At 64.6% G+C, this 16,795-nt stretch carries 17 protein-coding genes and 1 pseudogene; 11 read left to right on the plus strand and 7 right to left on the minus strand.

Annotated elements, in window-relative coordinates; genetic code table 11:
• The first annotated feature begins 30 nt into the window (after positions 1 to 30).
• Positions 31 to 876 carry an alpha/beta fold hydrolase gene (locus ACZ5TB_RS00245; protein ID WP_464791578.1) on the plus strand — a complete coding sequence of 282 codons (846 nt, stop codon included), beginning with the start codon at positions 31 to 33 and terminating at the stop codon, positions 874 to 876.
• An 11-nt stretch (positions 877 to 887) separates the two neighbouring features.
• Here the strand turns inward: ACZ5TB_RS00245 and nadB are convergent, their stop codons facing one another.
• The 6 genes and pseudogenes from nadB to purM all read right to left on the minus strand — a co-directional run bounded on the left by nadB (position 888) and on the right by purM (position 6,118).
• On the minus strand, positions 888 to 2,492 hold the full coding sequence (gene nadB / locus ACZ5TB_RS00250; protein ID WP_464791579.1) for an L-aspartate oxidase: 1,605 nt from the start codon (positions 2,490 to 2,492) through the stop codon (positions 888 to 890).
• 8 nt (positions 2,493 to 2,500) lie between these two features.
• Positions 2,501 to 2,929, minus strand: a complete 429-nt coding sequence (locus ACZ5TB_RS00255; RefSeq protein ID WP_464791580.1) for an endonuclease domain-containing protein — start codon at positions 2,927 to 2,929, stop codon at positions 2,501 to 2,503.
• Between the two features lie 8 nt (positions 2,930 to 2,937).
• Entirely contained in the window at positions 2,938 to 3,864 is a 927-nt protein-coding gene (locus tag ACZ5TB_RS00260; RefSeq protein ID WP_464791581.1) for an ABC transporter ATP-binding protein, read from the minus strand.
• A gap of 141 nt (positions 3,865 to 4,005) precedes the next feature.
• The gene (locus tag ACZ5TB_RS00265; protein ID WP_464791582.1) at positions 4,006 to 4,296 is read right to left on the minus strand and encodes a LysR family transcriptional regulator; all 291 of its coding nucleotides are present in this window, start codon (positions 4,294 to 4,296) and stop codon (positions 4,006 to 4,008) included.
• A 40-nt stretch (positions 4,297 to 4,336) separates the two neighbouring features.
• Positions 4,337 to 4,915 (minus strand): annotated as a pseudogene (gene purN / locus ACZ5TB_RS00270) (phosphoribosylglycinamide formyltransferase); the annotation flags it as partial.
• Positions 4,916 to 5,023: 108 nt separating this feature from the next.
• On the minus strand, positions 5,024 to 6,118 hold the full coding sequence (gene purM, locus ACZ5TB_RS00275; protein WP_464791583.1) for a phosphoribosylformylglycinamidine cyclo-ligase: 1,095 nt from the start codon (positions 6,116 to 6,118) through the stop codon (positions 5,024 to 5,026).
• Positions 6,119 to 6,302: 184 nt separating this feature from the next.
• Between purM and ACZ5TB_RS00280 the strand changes: the two genes are divergently transcribed.
• The 10 genes from ACZ5TB_RS00280 (at position 6,303) to ACZ5TB_RS00325 (ending at position 15,851) form a co-directional block, all read left to right on the plus strand.
• Positions 6,303 to 7,505, plus strand: a complete 1,203-nt coding sequence (locus ACZ5TB_RS00280) for a heavy-metal-associated domain-containing protein (protein WP_464792566.1) — start codon at positions 6,303 to 6,305, stop codon at positions 7,503 to 7,505.
• Positions 7,502 to 8,134 carry a P-loop NTPase family protein gene (locus ACZ5TB_RS00285; RefSeq protein WP_464791584.1) on the plus strand — a complete coding sequence of 211 codons (633 nt, stop codon included), beginning with the start codon at positions 7,502 to 7,504 and terminating at the stop codon, positions 8,132 to 8,134. The genes ACZ5TB_RS00280 and ACZ5TB_RS00285 overlap by 4 nt, the downstream gene beginning before the upstream one ends.
• Before the next feature lie 10 nt (positions 8,135 to 8,144).
• Positions 8,145 to 10,283 carry an RNA degradosome polyphosphate kinase gene (locus ACZ5TB_RS00290; RefSeq protein ID WP_464791585.1) on the plus strand — a complete coding sequence of 713 codons (2,139 nt, stop codon included), beginning with the start codon at positions 8,145 to 8,147 and terminating at the stop codon, positions 10,281 to 10,283.
• A 6-nt stretch (positions 10,284 to 10,289) separates the two neighbouring features.
• Entirely contained in the window at positions 10,290 to 11,804 is a 1,515-nt protein-coding gene (locus ACZ5TB_RS00295; protein ID WP_464791586.1) for a Ppx/GppA phosphatase family protein, read from the plus strand.
• Positions 11,805 to 11,992: 188 nt separating this feature from the next.
• A complete protein-coding gene (argB, locus tag ACZ5TB_RS00300; RefSeq protein ID WP_230463238.1) occupies positions 11,993 to 12,898 on the plus strand; it encodes an acetylglutamate kinase in 906 nt (301 codons plus the stop codon).
• A 191-nt stretch (positions 12,899 to 13,089) separates the two neighbouring features.
• Positions 13,090 to 13,380: a YggT family protein gene (locus ACZ5TB_RS00305; RefSeq protein ID WP_196225267.1), complete on the plus strand. Its 291-nt coding sequence runs from the start codon at positions 13,090 to 13,092 to the stop codon at positions 13,378 to 13,380.
• Positions 13,377 to 13,700, plus strand: coding sequence for a DUF167 domain-containing protein (locus ACZ5TB_RS00310; RefSeq protein ID WP_464791587.1), 324 nt, complete (start codon positions 13,377 to 13,379; stop codon positions 13,698 to 13,700). The genes ACZ5TB_RS00305 and ACZ5TB_RS00310 overlap by 4 nt, the downstream gene beginning before the upstream one ends.
• Positions 13,697 to 14,590, plus strand: a complete 894-nt coding sequence (gene folD / locus ACZ5TB_RS00315) for a bifunctional methylenetetrahydrofolate dehydrogenase/methenyltetrahydrofolate cyclohydrolase FolD (protein WP_464791588.1) — start codon at positions 13,697 to 13,699, stop codon at positions 14,588 to 14,590. Before ACZ5TB_RS00310 ends, folD begins: the two co-directional genes overlap by 4 nt.
• Positions 14,587 to 15,237, plus strand: coding sequence for a YybH family protein (locus ACZ5TB_RS00320; protein ID WP_464791589.1), 651 nt, complete (start codon positions 14,587 to 14,589; stop codon positions 15,235 to 15,237). The genes folD and ACZ5TB_RS00320 overlap by 4 nt, the downstream gene beginning before the upstream one ends.
• The gene (locus ACZ5TB_RS00325) at positions 15,234 to 15,851 is read left to right on the plus strand and encodes a MarC family protein (protein WP_196225271.1); all 618 of its coding nucleotides are present in this window, start codon (positions 15,234 to 15,236) and stop codon (positions 15,849 to 15,851) included. Before ACZ5TB_RS00320 ends, ACZ5TB_RS00325 begins: the two co-directional genes overlap by 4 nt.
• Before the next feature lie 189 nt (positions 15,852 to 16,040).
• Here the strand turns inward: ACZ5TB_RS00325 and ACZ5TB_RS00330 are convergent, their stop codons facing one another.
• Entirely contained in the window at positions 16,041 to 16,721 is a 681-nt protein-coding gene (locus ACZ5TB_RS00330; RefSeq protein WP_464778882.1) for a YiaD family glycine zipper/OmpA-like lipoprotein, read from the minus strand.
• Positions 16,722 to 16,795 lie beyond the last annotated feature (74 nt).

The following is a 16,795-nucleotide window of genomic DNA, read 5'->3' on the forward strand; positions in this document are numbered from 1 at the left end:
GGTTAAGCCGTGGCCGGTGATGGAGGCGAGATGAACATAGAGGTTTTGGACCGGCGAACGCTCCTCATGGGTAGCGCGGCTGCGGCGGGCGCGATGATGTTCGGCAGTGCCGCCACGGCGGCGCCGTTCGCATCGCGCAGGATCGCCGTGACGGTTCGGGGCGCCGGACGCGACGTGATACTGATAGCAGGGCTGGCGAGCGGGCCGGGGCTGTGGAACGGCGTGATGGCGGCTTTGCCGGGCTATCGCTGGCACCTTGTCCATGTGCGTGGCTTTGCCGGATTGGCCGCCGATGCCAATGCCAGCGGACCTTTGATCCAGCCGCTGGCAGACGAGATTGCGCGCTACATCAGTGCGACCGGGCTGCGGCGGCCAGCGGTCGTGGGACATTCCATGGGCGGCACGCTGGCGATGATGCTGGGGCTGAAGGGCGTGGCTGGACGATTGATGGTGGTCGATATGCTGCCCGATGGCGCGGCCATGGTTGGCGGCACGGCGCGTGGCATGGGCTATCTGGCCGATCAACTTAGCCAATATTTCACGGGAACCAAGGCGGGGCGGAGCTACCTTGCGCAGATATTGGCGCAAGCTCCCGGTGCGAGGGGCAGTGACCCGGACGTCATTGCCAATGCTCTTCGCGACCTCGCCAATATCGACCTTGGTCCGCAGCTTGGCCGCATCAGCGTGCCCATGGACGTTGTTTATGCCACCGGGTCCGATGCTGCCCAAGCGGCGCAGATCGGTCGAAACTTTCGCGCGGCTTATGCGGCCAAGAAGGATTTGACGCTGACGCCCATCGGGCCGGGCGGCCATGTCATCATGGCGGATCAGCCCGCGCGGTTCAGCGTGGCGGTGAAGCAATTCCTGTCCAGTTGAGCCACCCACCGTCAGGGCGCGAGCACCGTGTCCACGGCTTCAGGCAGCATGTCGGGATAGTCGAGCGTGTAGTGCAGGCCCCGGCTTTCCTTGCGGCGGAGCGCCGAGCGCACGACCAGACGGGCGACTTCCAGCAGGTTGCGCAGTTCGATGAGGTCGGGTGTCACGCGGAAATGGCCGTAATATTCGTCCACTTCCTTGGCTAGCAGGTCGATGCGGTGCTGCGCGCGCTCCAGCCGCTTGGTGGTGCGGACGATGCCGACATAGTCCCACATGAAGCGGCGGATTTCCTTCCAGTTATGCTGGACGATGACCTCCTCGTCGCTGTTGGTGACGCGGCTTTCGTCCCATGGCCGGATTGGCGGGGGGGCGGGCAGATCGTCCCAATGGGCGCGGATGTGCCGGGCCGCCGTCTCGCCGAACACGAAACATTCGAGCAGCGAGTTGGAGGCCAGACGGTTGGCGCCGTGGAGGCCGCTTTCGGTGACTTCGCCCGCGGCATAGAGGCCGGGCATGTCGGTGCGGCCATCGAGGTCGATGATGACACCGCCGCAGGTATAATGCTGCGCCGGGACGACCGGGATCGGCTCCTTGGTGATGTCGATGTCGAGGTCCAGCAGTCGGGCGTAGATGGTCGGGAAGTGCTGCCTGACGAACTCGGGTTCCTTGTGGCTGATGTCGAGATGGACATAGTCGAGGCCGAGCCGCTTGATCTCATGGTCGATGGCGCGGGCGACGACATCGCGGGGGGCGAGCTCGGCGCGCGGGTCGAAGCGCGGCATGAAACGCTCGCCGCCGCCGGGGACGCCGGGGGGGAGCTTCAGATGCCCGCCTTCGCCGCGCACGGCTTCGGTGATGAGGAAATTCTTGACCTCCAGATTGTAGAGGCAGGTCGGGTGGAACTGGTTCATCTCCATATTGGAGACGCGGCAGCCCGCGCGCCAGGCCATGGCGATGCCGTCGCCAGTCGCGCCGCGCGGGGCGGTGGAGAAGAGATAGGTGCGGCCTGCGCCGCCGGTGCAGAGGATCGTTGCCTTGCCCAGCAGCGCATCGACATGCTTGGTCCGCTTGTTGAAGGCGTAGACGCCCCAGACATGGCCGTCGCCCGAATAGCGCTCGCCATGGCGGGAGGTGATGAGGTCGATCGCGACCATATCCTCCAGCAGGGTGATGTTGGGATTGGCGCGGGCGGCCTTGAGCAGCGCGACCTGTACGGCGTGGCCGGTGGCGTCGTCGACATGGACGATGCGGCGGTGGCTGTGGCCGCCTTCACGCGTCAGGTGCCAGCGTTCGCCGAACTCCTCGCCGCCGTTAAAGGGGACGCCGAGTTTCGCCAGCCTTTCGATGGCGGCGGGGGCTTCGGAGACGACCAGCTCCACCGTTTCGCGATTGTTGAGGCCTGCGCCCGCGACCATGGTGTCGTTGACATGGGCTTCGAAACTGTCGCCTGCGTCGAGGACGGCGGCGATGCCCCCTTGCGCCCAATTGGTCGAGCCGCTGTCGAGCGCGGCCTTGGCCAGGACGATGACCTTGCGGTCCTGTGCCAGGTTGATGGCGGCGGTGAGGCCTGCCGCGCCGGAGCCGATGATGACGACGTCGTGGGTGGTGGTGGGCATTCTATACCTTACTCCCCTCCCGCTAGCGGGAGGGGCTGGGGGTGGGCCTGCGCAAGCGTCGCCTGGATGTGCGAGACGACGCCTTCAAGATTTTTCATCACATCGGCATTTGAAAAGCGCAAGATTTGATAGCCTCGGGCGAGGCAGTAATCTTCTCGGTGCTGATCATAGGCTGCGCGGTGGTCATGACTTCCCCCATCGATCTCGATGATGAGGTTCAGTTCACGGCAGAGGAAATCGGCGAAGTAGGGACCTGTCGGCATCTGGCGGCTGAATTTGTGGCCGAGTTTGCGAGCGCGGAGTTGTTGCCACAGAAGGCGTTCGGGAGTCGGGGCGGTGTTTCTTAGCTGTTTCGCGCGCGCTGTGTTGCGCGGGGTGAAAGGTTGCGCTGGCCCACCCCCTAACCCCCTCCCGCTTGCGGGAGGGGAAACAGGCATGCCCCCTGTCACGCCGCTGCCGTCAGGTTGAGGAAGACATCTTCCAGATCGGGGTCCCTTGTGACCACATCCACGATGGAGAGCCCGCTCGCCTGGACGGCGCTCAGCACCTGCCCGGCGTTGGCGCGGTCCTTCATATACGTGATGGTGAGCGTTCTCGGGTCGGAGAGTTCGACTTTTTCGAAGCAGGGGGCGTCCGGCGCGACCGTGATGTCCCGATCGACCGTCACCTGCACGACCTTTTCCTGCGCCATCGCGATGAGTTCACGGGTCGGCTTGTCGGTGATCAATCGGCCATGGTTGATGATGCCGATGCGGTCGCACAGCTCTTCGGCTTCTTCGAGATAGTGCGTCGTAAGGACGATGGTGACGCCCTGCGCGTTGAGTTCGCGGACATAGGCCCAGAGTTGCTGGCGAAGCTGGACATCGACGCCTGCGGTCGGTTCGTCCAGCACGAGGATCGGCGGGCTGTGCACCATCGCCTTTGCCACCAGCAGGCGGCGCTTCATGCCGCCCGACAGGGTGCGGGCGTAGGCGTTGGCCTTGTCCTCCAGATGGACGGCGCGCAGCAGTTCCATCGAGCGGCGGCGTTCCTTGGGCACACCATAATAGCCCGCCTGATTCTCCAGCGTCTCGAAGGGCGTGAAGAAGGGATCGAAGACGATCTCCTGCGGGACGATGCCGATGCTGTTCTTGGCATTGCGGGGGTTCTGATCGATGTCGAAGCCCCAGATTTTCGCGGTGCCGCTCGTCTTGTTGACGAGGCCAGCCAGGATGTTGATCGTGGTCGACTTGCCCGCGCCGTTGGGGCCGAGCAGGCCGTAAATCTGGCCGCGCGGGATGGTGAGGCTGATATTGTCGAGCGCGCGCTTGCCGCCAGCATAGACTTTGGTGAGGTTGGTGATCTCGATCGCGGCTTGGGTCGTTTCGGTCATGGCTGATCTCTATGGGGATCGCGGGCGGGGAAGGAAAGAGGCTGGGCGGGGCGAAGTTCACACCGTCGTCGGGCGATTTGGGCGCAAGGCGACGGGATTGCGCCGGAAAGGCGACGGGAACGCGACAGGTGCGCGACAGGATCAGGCCGGTGCGCGGGAGCGGGTTTCCAAGGCGAAAGGATCGGCCATGCGGGTGGCGTGGATCTTGAGCGCGTCGGTCCAGCAGCGGTCGAAGGCGGTGTCGGCGAGGCGATGCCGCAGGCGGTGGGCGCTGGATCGCGACATGCCAACCGACCGCGCGGCATGGGAGACGTTGCCGGTTTCGAGCAGCGCGGTGAGGAAGAGGCGCTGCCGGGCCGGGGTCCAGCGGCCGTGGCTGGATTGCGGTGTCAGGTCTGGCGCGGCGGGTGGGGGAGGAAGAGGCTGGTCCATCCGACAGGATAGATCAGGGGAAATCCTATTTTGGAAGGGGCGGCTGACGCTCGCGGGTGACGAAGTCGGCGAGGGTGCGGGAGTAGAGTTGATGCTCTGCAATCAGGATGCGCGCGGCCAGACTGTCGGCGGTGTCGCCGGGGAGGATCGCGACCTCCGTTTGGGCGAGCACCGGGCCGTCGTCCAGTTCGCTGGTGACGACATGGACGGAGCAGCCTGCATGGCTATCGCCTGCGTCGAGCGCCTTTTGGTGGGTGTCGAGGCCCTTATATTTGGGGAGGAGGCTGGGGTGGATGTTGAGCATCCGGTTTTCCCAGCCCGCGACGAATTCCGGGGAGAGCAGGCGCATGTAACCGGCGAGCGCGACATATTCCGCGCCAGCCTTGCGCAGCTGCGCGTCGATGATCTGGTCGAATTCGGCGCGTTTCAGGCCCTTGTGGCTTTGGGCGAAGGTGGGGATGCCTTCCGCTTGGGCGAGGGTGAGGCCAGCGGCTTGCGGGTCGTTGGCGGCGACGAGGACGATTTCATAGGGGCAGGAGGGATGCTTGGCGGCGTAGAGCAGCGCTGCCATGTTGGACCCTCGCCCGGAAATGAGAATGCCGACTTTGGCCTTTTGCATCGATTCCCCGTTCGGGCTGAGCTTGTCGAAGCCCCTCCCTTTCTTGAAGAGAAGTGAAGCCCTTCGACAAGCTCAGGGCGAACGGTTTTTCCTATCTTGGGCGTCTGATTACCCCAAATGCGTGGCGGTCCAGTCGGCCTTGGCGCTCCAGGTCTCCTGGCTTCCCTTCACGGTGCAGCCCTTGTCGCCCGCTTCGACCATGCCGACGCGGACGACGGTTTCGCCTGCGGCTTCGAGTTCGGCGGTAACGGCGTCCGCCGCGTCAGCGTCCACCGCCAGCACCATGCCGACGCCGCAGTTGAAGGTGCGGGCCATTTCTTCCGGTTCGATATGGCCTTGCGCTTGCAGGAACGCCATCAGGCGGGGCTGTTCCCAGCCGTCGGCGTCCACCACGGCATGGCAGCCTTCGGGCAGGACGCGGGGGATGTTTTCGAGTAGGCCGCCGCCGGTGATGTGGGCCAGCGCGTTGATCTTGCCGCCGCGCACCAGCGGCAGCAGCGGCTTCACATAGATGCGCGTCGGCGCCATCAGCGCGTCGATCAGCAGTATTTCATTGTCGAAGATCGCGGGGCGGTCGAGCTTCCAGCCCTTGTCCGCGGCGAGGCGGCGGACGAGCGAGAAGCCGTTGGAGTGGACGCCCGAGGAGGTGAGGCCAAGCAGGACGTCGCCTGCCTTCACCTTGTTGCCGGTGAGAGCCTTCGACCGTTCAACCGCGCCGACGCAGAAACCGGCGAGATCATAGTCGCCTGCCGCGTACATGCCCGGCATTTCGGCGGTTTCGCCACCGATGAGGGCGCAGCCCGCTTGCTTGCAGCCTTCGGCGATCCCCGCGATCACGCGTTCGGCGACGCCGCTCTCCAGCTTGCCGGTGGCGTAATAGTCGAGGAAGAAGAGCGGCTCCGCGCCCTGCACGATGAGGTCGTTGGCGCACATGGCGACGAGGTCGATGCCCACGCCGTCATGGCGGTCATGGTCGATCGCGAGCTTGAGCTTCGTGCCGACGCCGTCATTGGCCGCGACCAGCAGCGGGTCGTCATAGCCAGCGGCCTTCAGGTCGAAGAAACCGCCAAAGCCGCCCAGTTCAGCATCAGCGCCGGGGCGGCGGGTGGCCTTGGCCAAGGGGGCGATGGCGCGGACCAGTGCATTGCCTGCCGCGATATCGACGCCAGCCTTGGCGTAGCTGTAGGATTCGGTGTCGCTCATGCCCGCGCCCACTATAGCAATGATGCGGAAAACGGAACGGCAAATGGGTTGCCGCTTGGCAGATGGGGGAAATCTCGCCAAAAGGGCGCGCGTGAGCCTGTCCACTGCCTTCCAAAGCCAGATTTTCCGGCCTTCGTCGCTGATCCGCCGCTTGTCGCGGCCCGTCCAGATTCTGGGCGCGATCATGCTCGGCCTCGCTGCCGCCGCCTTGTTCGCGCAGATGGAGGGCGAACGCGGCGTGCCGCCGATCGCCAGCGGGGGCGATTATCAGGTTGGCGGCATCAAGGTCGATGTGCTGGGCAAGGACGCCAATAGCGCGCGCCTGGCGGGCTGGCGACTGGCGCAGCGGCAGGGTTGGCGGATGCTGTGGACGCGCACCCATGGCGCGGCAGGGGTGCCGAACCTCTCCGATTCGCAGCTGGAAGCGATGATATCCGGCATCGAGATCGAATATGAGCAGATCGGGCCGACGCGCTATGTCGCGACGCTGGGCATATTGTTCGACCGCGCGCGGACGGGGCAGCTGCTGGGCGTATCGGGTCATGTCATGCGTTCGCCGCCGCTGCTGGTGATTCCGGTGATGTGGGATGGCGGGTCCGCTGTTTCCTATGAGCGGATCAACGAATGGCAGAAGGCCTGGGCGCGGTTCCGCACCGGGGACAGCGCGATCGACTATGTGCGGGTGAGCGGATCGATCGCTGACCCGATCCTGCTGAATGCGGGTCAGGTGGGGCGGCGCGGGCGGCTGTGGTGGCGCGTGTTGCTGGACCAATATGGCGCGGCCGATGTGGTGGTGCCGATCGCGCGGCTTGCGCGCGAATATCCCGGTGGTCCGGTGAGGGGCACCTTCACGGCGCGCTATGGGCCGGACGATACGTTGATCGGCAGCTTTTCCCTGCGCGCGTCGGCCGAGAGCGCGATTCCGCAGATGCTGGATGAAGCGGCGCGGCGAATCGATCAGCTTTATACCGCCGCTCTTAATGACGGCCGTTTGCGGCCCGACCCGTCGTTGATCATTGAAGAGCCCGTCAATCCGGACGCGCTCGATATCGAAAATGCGACCGAGCTGCCGTTGGAGACGCTCGACACGCCGACGTCATCCGCGACCACCAGCAGCGTTTCGATCCAGTTCGACACGCCCGATGTAGGATCGGTGGCGCAGGGCGAGGCGGCGGTGCGGTCCATCCTGGGCGTCAGGTCGGCGGCGACCAGCAGCCTTGCGCTTGGCGGAACTTCGGTGATGCAGGTCAGCTTCGACGGTAGCGTCGATGCCTTACGCGCCGGGCTTCAGGCGCGGGGCTTTACCGTGTCCGGTTCCGGAAATGTGCTACGCATTCGGCGGGGCGGCGCGGCGCCTTCTGGAGCGGGAGCATCGGCGCCGCAATGAGCCAGATCAGCCTGCCGTTCGAATGGCCAGGGCAGGGGACGGATGAGGATTTCCTTGTCAGCGACGCCAATCAGGTGGCCGTCCGCCATTTGGAAAATTGGCGCGAATGGCCGCTGGCGATCAGCGTGTTGAGTGGTCCGGCCCGGTCTGGGCGATCGATGCTCGGCCGCCGTTTCGCCGCGATGAGCGGCGGCATGGCGATCGATGATGCGCAGGGGCAGGAAGACCGGCTGCTGTTCAACGCGTGGAATGATGCGCAGACGAGCGGCAAGCCGCTATTGCTGATCGGGGATAGTGCGCCGACGTTGTGGGGTGTGGCTCTGCCGGACCTGCGATCGCGCCTTGCCGCCGCGCCGCATGTCGCGATCGAAGAGCCTGACGAGCCGCTTGCCGGGGCGCTTGTCGAACGGGCGCTGGGCCGCGCGGGTTCGCGATATGCGCAGGATTTGCCGGAGTGGCTGCTGCGCCGAATCGAGCGCAGCTACGCCGCGATCGAGTCGGTGACGCGGCTGCTGAATGAGGCGGCATTGTCATCGGGACGTAAAATTTCTGTCGCTATGGCTAAAGAGAGTCTGCAAGCGGCTGGTTTCCTGCCTATAGTGGCGGACGATCCGCACCCCTCATCATAGTGAGAGAGACGTGGCCGAAGCTGATCCGTCCGCCAGCCTGACACTGCCCACCGACCGCTATTTCAACCGGGAGCTGTCCTGGTTGGCGTTCAACCAGCGCGTGCTGGAAGAGGCGATGAACCGCGCGCATCCGCTGCTGGAGCGGCTGCGCTTTCTGTCGATTTCCGGCGCGAACCTGGATGAATTTTTCAGCGTGCGCGTGGCGGGGCTGAAAGGCCAGCAGTTGCAGGATGTCGACATGCGGTCGGCCGATGGGCTGACCCCGGCGCAGCAGCTTACCGCGATCACCGATGAAACCGCGCGGCTGATGACGGCGCAGCAGAAGGTCTGGGGCGCGCTGCATGGTGAGCTGACGCGGGTCGGGATCGAGGTTATCGGCCCGTCGAGCCCGCTCGATCCGTCATGCGAGACATGGCTGCGGGAGCATTTCCTGGGCCAGATCTTCCCGATCCTGACGCCGCAGGCGCTGGACCCGGCGCATCCTTTCCCCTTCATCCCCAATCAGGGGCTGTCGATCGTCTTCGACCTCGAAAGGCTGTCGGACAAGCAGCCGATCCGCGAGCTGGTGATGATCCCGTCTTCGCTGGCCCGCTTCGTGCGTATGCCTGGCAATCCGGCGCGCTACATGGCGTTGGAGGCGGTGATCCGTCGTTTCTCGGGCGATCTCTTCCCCGGATACCGGGTGCGCAACAGCGGCGTGTTCCGAATCATCCGCGACAGCGACATCGAGATTGAGGAAGAAGCAGAGGATCTGGTCCGCTATTTCCGCAGCGCCATCAAGCGCCGCCGCCGGGGCCGCGTGATCCGCATGGAGATTGAGGAGCGCATTCCCGAGCCGGTCGAGGAAATGTTGCAGGACATGCTTCAGGGGCATGAGGCGATCATCGCCGAGGTCGAGGGCTTTGTCGGCATCGGCGACCTGAGCGGCATTGTCGAGGAGGACCGGCCGGACCTGAAGTTCGAGCCTTATGCGCCGCGTTTCCCTGAACGCATCCGCGAATATGGCGGGGATTGCTTTGCGGCGATCCGGGCGAAGGACATTGTCGTCCATCACCCTTATGAAGCGTTCGACGTGGTTGTTTCGTTCCTGAAACAAGCAGCGTCTGACCCGGATGTGGTGGCGATCAAGCAGACGCTGTATCGCGCGGGCAAACAGTCGGCGATCATCCGCGCGCTGATCGACGCGGCGGAGGCGGGCAAGTCGGTGACGGCGGTCGTTGAACTCAAGGCGCGGTTCGATGAAGAGCAGAACCTGATGTGGGCCGACGCGCTGGAGCGGGCTGGCGTGCAGGTGGTCTATGGCTTCATTGACTGGAAGACGCACGCCAAGGTGTCGATGGTGGTCCGGCGGGAGGGCGAGGCGTTTCGGACCTACTGCCATTTTGGCACCGGCAATTATCATCCGGTGACGGCGCGCATCTATACCGATTTGAGCTTCTTCACCGCCGATCCCGCTTATGGCCGCGATGCCGCCGCGCTGTTCAATTACATCACCGGTTATGTTGAGCCGCAGTCACTGGAGAAGCTGGTGATGAGCCCGCGCGACCTGCGCGATCGGCTCTGTCAGCTGATCGATGCGGAGATCGAGCATGTCCGCGCTGGCCGCCCCGGCGATATCTGGGCCAAGATGAACTCGCTGGTCGATCCGGCGATCATCGAGAAGCTGTATGCTGCCAGCAATGCGGGGGTTCAGATCGACCTGATCGTGCGCGGCATCTGTTGCCTGAGGCCGGGCGTGCCGGGCATGTCGGAAAATATCCGGGTGAAATCGGTCGTCGGCCGCTTTCTGGAACATAGCCGCATCACGGCGTTCGGCAATGGCAAGGCGCTGCCCAATAATGGCGCCAAGGTGTTCATCAGCTCGGCCGACTGGATGCCGAGGAACTTTGACCGGCGCGTGGAATTTCTGGCTCCTGTGGAGAACCCGACCGTTCACGACCAGATTTTGGACCAGGTGATGGTCGCGAACCTCATCGATACCGAACAGAGTTGGGAACTGGACAGCGACGGCCATTATGACCGGCTCGATCCGACCGACCGGCCCTTCAACCTGCATCGCTATTTCATGACCAACCCGTCGCTTTCGGGCCGGGGCGCGGCGCTGGATAGCGGGGCGGTGCCGACATTGCGCCTGCGCGGACGGGCCTGAACGGCCATGAATTCGATGCTGAGCCAGGTGCGCGCCATCGCCGAGACGATGGTGACATCACCCGCCCATGCCAAGGCGCGCACGGCGATCATCGACATCGGGTCCAACAGCGTTCGGCTGGTCGTCTATGACGGGCCGCGCCGCATCCCTTTCATCCTGTTCAATGAAAAGGTGATGGCGGGGCTGGGCGCGTCGCTTGGGCGAACGGGGCGGATCGAGCCGGAAGCCATGGAACGCGGATTGCGGGCCGTGGGGCGCTTTGCCCATCTGTGCCGCGAGATGGAGGTGCGGGACGTGCGCTGCGTCGCCACCGCCGCCGTGCGTGATGCCGCCAATGGCGATGAGTTTATCCGGCGCGCGCGGGACATGGGGCTGGAGGTCGAGCTGCTGTCGGGGGCGCAGGAGGCGGTGGCGGCGGCCTATGGCGTATTGTCGGGGATACCGGGCGCGGACGGCATTGTCGGCGATCTGGGCGGCGGTAGCCTGGAACTGGCGCGGGTGCGCGATGGCGCGGTGCATGAGACGATATCGCTGCCGCTGGGCGTGCTGCGCCTGCCGCAGATCCGGGCGAAGGGGCCGGGCGTGCTGGAGCGGCAAGTGAAGAAGATGCTGACGAAGGCGGGCTGGAATGCCGGGCCTGACCTGCCCTTTTATCTGGTGGGCGGGTCGTGGCGCGCGCTGGCCCGATTCGACATGCAGCTGACCAACTTCCCGCTGCCGGTGGTGCATCAATATGCGATGCCCGCCGCGCGCGCGGAGCAGCTGACGCGGATCGTGTCCCATGTGGGCCGGGCGCGGTTGAAGGATATTCCGTCGATCACCGGATCGCGCGTGCCGACTTTGCCCGATGCGGCGGCATTGTTGTCGGTGGTCGTCCGGCAGCTGAAGTCGAGTGAACTGGTCGTGTCGGCCTATGGCCTGCGCGAGGGGCTGCTGTTCGAAGATTTGCCCGCCGACATTCGCACCCATGACCCGTTGCTGGTCGCGGCGGAGGCGGAGGGCGAGGCGCAGGGGCGCTTTGCGGGCCATGGGGACATGATCGATCGCTGGATCGGGCCGCTGTTCCGCGACGATGAGCCGTCATGGCGGCGCATCCGCAGGGCGGCTTGCCTGCTGGCCGATGTCGGCTGGCGCGCCAATCCGGATTTCCGTGCGGAACGTGGGGTGGAAATTGCCCTGCACAGCAATTGGGTGGGCATCACCGCGCCCGAGCGGGCGATGCTGGCGCAGGCGTTGCATAGCAATTTTGGCGGCTCATCCGTGCCGCCTGCCGGGATTGTGGGGCTGGCTTCGGCGGCGGCGTTGAAGCGGGCGACTTTGTGGGGCTTGGCGATTCGGCTGGGGCAGCGGCTGTCGGGCGGGGTCGAGGGGCCGTTGCTGGCGTCCAAGCTGGAGATGGATGGCGATACGCTGGAGTTGCGGCTGAAGGGCGTGGATATGGATTTGTTCGGCGAGGCAGTCGAGCGACGACAGCGGCATCTGGCGCAAGCTATGGGGGTGAAATATCGGATGGCTTGGTGAGGGGGGCGAAGTCTCTCCCTCTCCCCTTTAGGGGAGAGGGTTGGGGAGAGGGGAATACGCTCTCGGCTTTACAGTCCCCTCTCCCGCCTTCGCTACGCTCGGCACCCTCTCCCCTGAAGGGAAGAGGGGATTATAGTCCTTCTGCACAAACTTGCCCCCGCATCCATAAGCCCCTATTGCGCGCGCCCATGAACAGCAAGCACGCCCCCGACCCCGCTCTCCTCGCCAAGGCCGAAACGCTCGTGGAGGCGCTGCCCTATATGCAGCGATATGCGGGGCAGACCTTCGTCGTGAAATATGGCGGCCACGCCATGGGCGACCCCGAAGCGGCGCGCGATTTCGCCGAGGATGTGGTGCTGATGAAGGCGGTCGGCATCAATGTCGTCGTCGTCCATGGCGGCGGGCCGCAGATCGGCGCGATGCTCAAGAAGCTGGGGGTCGAATCGCACTTTGTGAACGGCCTGCGTGTCACCGACAGGGAAACCGCGCAAATCGCCGAAATGGTGCTGGCGGGCTCCATCAACAAGGAGATTGTCGGCTGGATTTCCGGAGCTGGCGGCAAGGCTGTCGGCATTTCCGGCAAGGATGGCGGGCTCGTCCTGTGCGAGAAGGTTGGCGATACGCGCGCGCCCGATCCCAATTCGGGTATTGAGCGCAATGTCGATCTCGGCTTTGTCGGCGATCCGGTGAAGGTCGACCGGTCGATCCTCGACACGCTGACGCAGAGCGGCATCATTCCGGTCATCGCGCCGGTGGGCATTGGCGCTGACGGGCACACTTATAATGTGAACGCCGACACCATGGCGGGCGCGATCGCGGCGGAGCTTCAGGCTTCGCGCTTCTTCCTGCTGACCGATGTGGCGGGTGTGCTGGACAAGCAGGGGCAGTTGCTGACTGACCTCGACCCGGCGGCGATCAAGGTGCTGCAAGAGGATGGCACGATCAGCGGCGGGATGATCCCGAAGCTGGAAACCTGCGTGAAGGCGGTCGAGGGCGGCGTGGACGCTGCCGTCATCCTGGACGGACGGGTGCCGCATGCGATGCTGCTGGAGATTTTCACCAAGCGTGGTGCCGGTACTTTAGTGCGGCGGTGAGCCGGGGTTTTGGAAGCAGCGACCGTTCGCTTCGAGCGAAGTCGAGAAGCTGTATGCGCATCCGTATCTCGACTTCGCTCGATACGAACGGGGATGGGTTGCAAAATCCCAATCATCGGAAAGCACCTGCTCCCGGCTTGTCGCGGAGCCTCTCCCTCGGCTAGAGCAGCGGCAGTCAATTTGGAGACCGCATGGCCTACGCGCTCTATCAGATCATTGTCATCCTGCTCGATGTGCTGTGGTGGATCATCATCATCCAGGCGATCATGAGCTGGTTGATCGCCTTCAATGTCATCAACACGTCCAGCGACATCGTGCGCACGATCATCGTGGCGCTCGACCGGATGACGGCGCCGATCTACAATCCGATCCGACGGGTGATGCCTGACCTTGGCGCGCTCGACCTGTCGCCCATGGTCGTGCTGCTCGCCATCCTGATCATCCGACAGGCCATATTGCCGCCGCTCTTCGGGCTGGTGTGAGCGTCTGGAGGCAGGACGGAAACGACCTGCTGCTGTCTGTCCGGTTGACGCCGGGCGCGGCGCGTGAAGACATATGCGGGTGCTGGACGGATGAGAAGGGTGCTGAGTGGCTGGGCGCGCGCGTCCGCGCCGTCCCGGAAAAGGGCAGGGCGAACGTGGCGCTCATTGCGCTGCTCGCCAAGACACTGGACTGGCCGAGGAGCGCGATTTCGCTGGAATCGGGTGACAGCAACCGGCTAAAGCGGCTTCGTATCAAGGGCGGTGTCGACGCGCTGGCGCGCCTGTCCGCCATCATCAAGGAACGGGTTGAGGCAGCATGACCATCGGCAAGATCATCGACGGAAAAGCCTTCGCCGCCACGTTGCGCGCGAAAGTGGCAGACGGCGTCGCCGCCTTTGTCGAACGTACGGGGCGCAAGCCGGGGCTGGCCGTCGTGCTGGTGGGCGAGGACCCGGCCAGTTCCGTCTATGTCCGCAACAAGGGCAAGATGACGGTCGAGGCGGGCATGGAAAGCCTGGAGTTCAAGCTGCCCGCCAGCATTGGCGAGGATGCGTTGCTCGAACTGGTCGAGGAATTGAACGCCGATGAACGGGTGGACGGCATATTGGTCCAGCTGCCGCTGCCCGACCATATCGACGAGGCGGCGGTGATCGGCACGATCGACCCAGCCAAGGATGTGGACGGATTTCATGTCGTCAATAGCGGGCGGCTGGCGACGGGGCAGGAGGCGTTGGTGCCCTGCACGCCGCTGGGCTGCATCATGCTGCTGAAGGATGAATTGGGCGACCTGTCCGGCATGGAGGCGGTGGTCGTGGGCCGGTCCAACATCGTGGGCAAGCCGATGGCGCAGCTGCTGCTGGCTGAGAATTGCACGGTTACGATCGCGCATAGCCGCACGCGGGACCTGGCTTCGGTCGTGCATCGCGCCGACATTGTGGTGGCTGCCGTAGGCCGCGCCGAGATGGTGAAGGGCGAATGGATCAAGCCGGGCGCCACCGTCATCGACGTCGGCATCAACCGCGTGACCGATACCGAGGATGGCAAGAGCCGGATCGTAGGCGACGTCGCGACGGCTGAAGCGCTGGCCCATGTGCGGGCGATCACGCCGGTGCCGGGCGGGGTTGGGCCGATGACGATCGCGGTGCTGCTGCGCAATACGCTGGTGGCAGCGCATGCGCGCGCGGGGCTGGCAAAGCCGGAGGGGCTGTGACGGCAAGGCGGGCCGTCCTGATCGCGGCTTGCCTGATAGGGCTGGTGGCGGCGCGGCCCCCGATGCGGCATCAGCCTGATCCCAGTTCCGTCTTTGCCGCAGAGATCGCCTTCAACCGTCTGGCGCGCGACAAGGGGCAGTGGACCGCCTTTCGCGAAACGGCGGCCGAGGATGCGGTGATGTTCGTGCCGCAGCGGGTGATGGCGAAACAATGGCTGAAAGGGCGGGCCGATCCGCCCAAGCCGGTGAGTTGGACGCCTGCTACCATATATGTGTCGTGCGACGGCAATCTGGCGGCAAGTACGGGTAACTGGCAGCGGCCGGATGGCTCTGTCGGCTATTTCACGACGATCTGGCGGCGGGACAAGCAAGGCGCGTGGAAATGGGTGCTGGATCATGGCGATACGCTTGCCGCGCCGCGTCCTGCGTCGGAGTTTCTGGTGGGGAAGGTCGCGACTTGCAAACGAGGTAAAGCGCCTGAAGCGGTGGGAGCCGAGGCGAAAGCAGCGGTGCCGCCTGCCGATGAAAGCCTGTTGTGGAATGCGGAGGTTGCTCCTGATGGAAGCCGCCATGTCATGGTGCGCGTCTGGAACGGCGCGGGGTATGATGTGGTGATAGACGACAGGGTGGCGGCGCCCGGAACATGATCGAGCTGTTTATCTCCGCCTTCGTCACGCTGTTCGTGGTCATCGATCCGCCCGGCTGCGCGCCGATCTATGCCAGCTTGACCACCGGGGCGAGCCATGCGCAGCGGCGCGCAATGGCGATCCGCGCGGTTGGGATCGCGGCGGTGATCCTGTTTATCTTCGCGCTGTGGGGGAAGCAGCTGCTGGGGGTGCTGGGCATCGCGCTCGACAGCTTCCGGATCGCGGGCGGGATCATGCTGTTCATCATCGCGATGGACATGGTGTTCGAAAAGCGCACCCAGCGGCGCGAGGACCGCGCGCACAAGATCGCCGAGACGCCCGAGGTCGAGGATGTGTCGGTATTCCCGATGGCGATGCCGATGATCGCGGGACCGGGTTCGATCGCCACCGTGATGCTGCTGATGTCGCAGGCCGAGGGATTGAGCGAGCGGCTTGTCGTCATGGGCGCGGTGCTGGTGACGCTGGTGCTGATGCTGGGCGCGTTGCTGGCGGCGGGGCCGATCATGGCGCGGCTGGGCAGCAAGATCGAGGCAGTGATTACGCGGTTATTGGGGGTGCTGTTGGCGGCGCTGGCTGCGCAGTTTGTGATTGACGGGTTGAAGGCGAGTTTTTGAGGTTCGGTTCGTTTTATCAAAGCCCTGCCCGTGGGGCTGAGCCGTTAGGAGCCACTCACTCCTCTTAAGAAAAGAAGAGCCCTTCGACAGGCTCAGGGCGAACGGAGTTTTTTGGGGAGGTGGCTCGCCCACGAAAGAAGCCGGGAGCGCTTATGGCGCGTCCCGGCTCCGTTCGTAGTGGCGGCAGGCTTACGCCCGGACGTCGCTTTCAGTGACCGGCGCGATCTTGATTTCGACGCGGCGGTTGCTGGCCTTGCCTTCTGCGGTCGCGTTGGAGGCGATGGGCTGGGTTTCGCCAAAGCCGCGCGTTGCGATGCGGGCCGACTGGACGCCGTGGCTGGTCAGATAGTCGGCGACCGACTGGGCGCGGCGTTCGGACAGGGTCTGGTTGTAGGCGTCGGCGCCATCGCTGTCGGTGTGGCCGTACACGTCGATATAGGTTTTGGGATATTGCGCGAGGACGGACGACACTTCGTCCAGCGTGGGACGGAATTGCGGCTGCACGGCCGCGCTGTCCGTCGAGAAGGTGATGCCCGACGGCATGCGCAGCACCAGATTGTCGCCATCGCGGATCACATCGACGCCGCTGCCGGCGGTTTCCTCGCGCAGTTTGCGTTCCTGCGCGTCCATATAGGCGCCGATGCCAGCGCCTGCGACCGCGCCGATGCCTGCGCCCAGGATCTTCTCCGTGCGGTCACGCTTGCCGCCGACCAGATCGCCGAGCAGATAGCCGCCCAGTGCGCCGCCGATGCCGCCGATCGCTGCCTTGGAAATCTGACGCTGTCCGGTGTTGGGATCCGTCGTGCAGGCGGCGGTGGCGAGCATGGCGGCCAGACCTGCCGTACCCATGATGCGATGAGAAATCCGCATAGATTCAATTCCCTTTTTGTCTTGCACCCGAAAGCGCGGATGCAGGCCCCAATCGTCAAAGCCATGCTTTTGTT

Source organism: Sphingobium sp. TomTYG74, assembly GCF_055393875.1.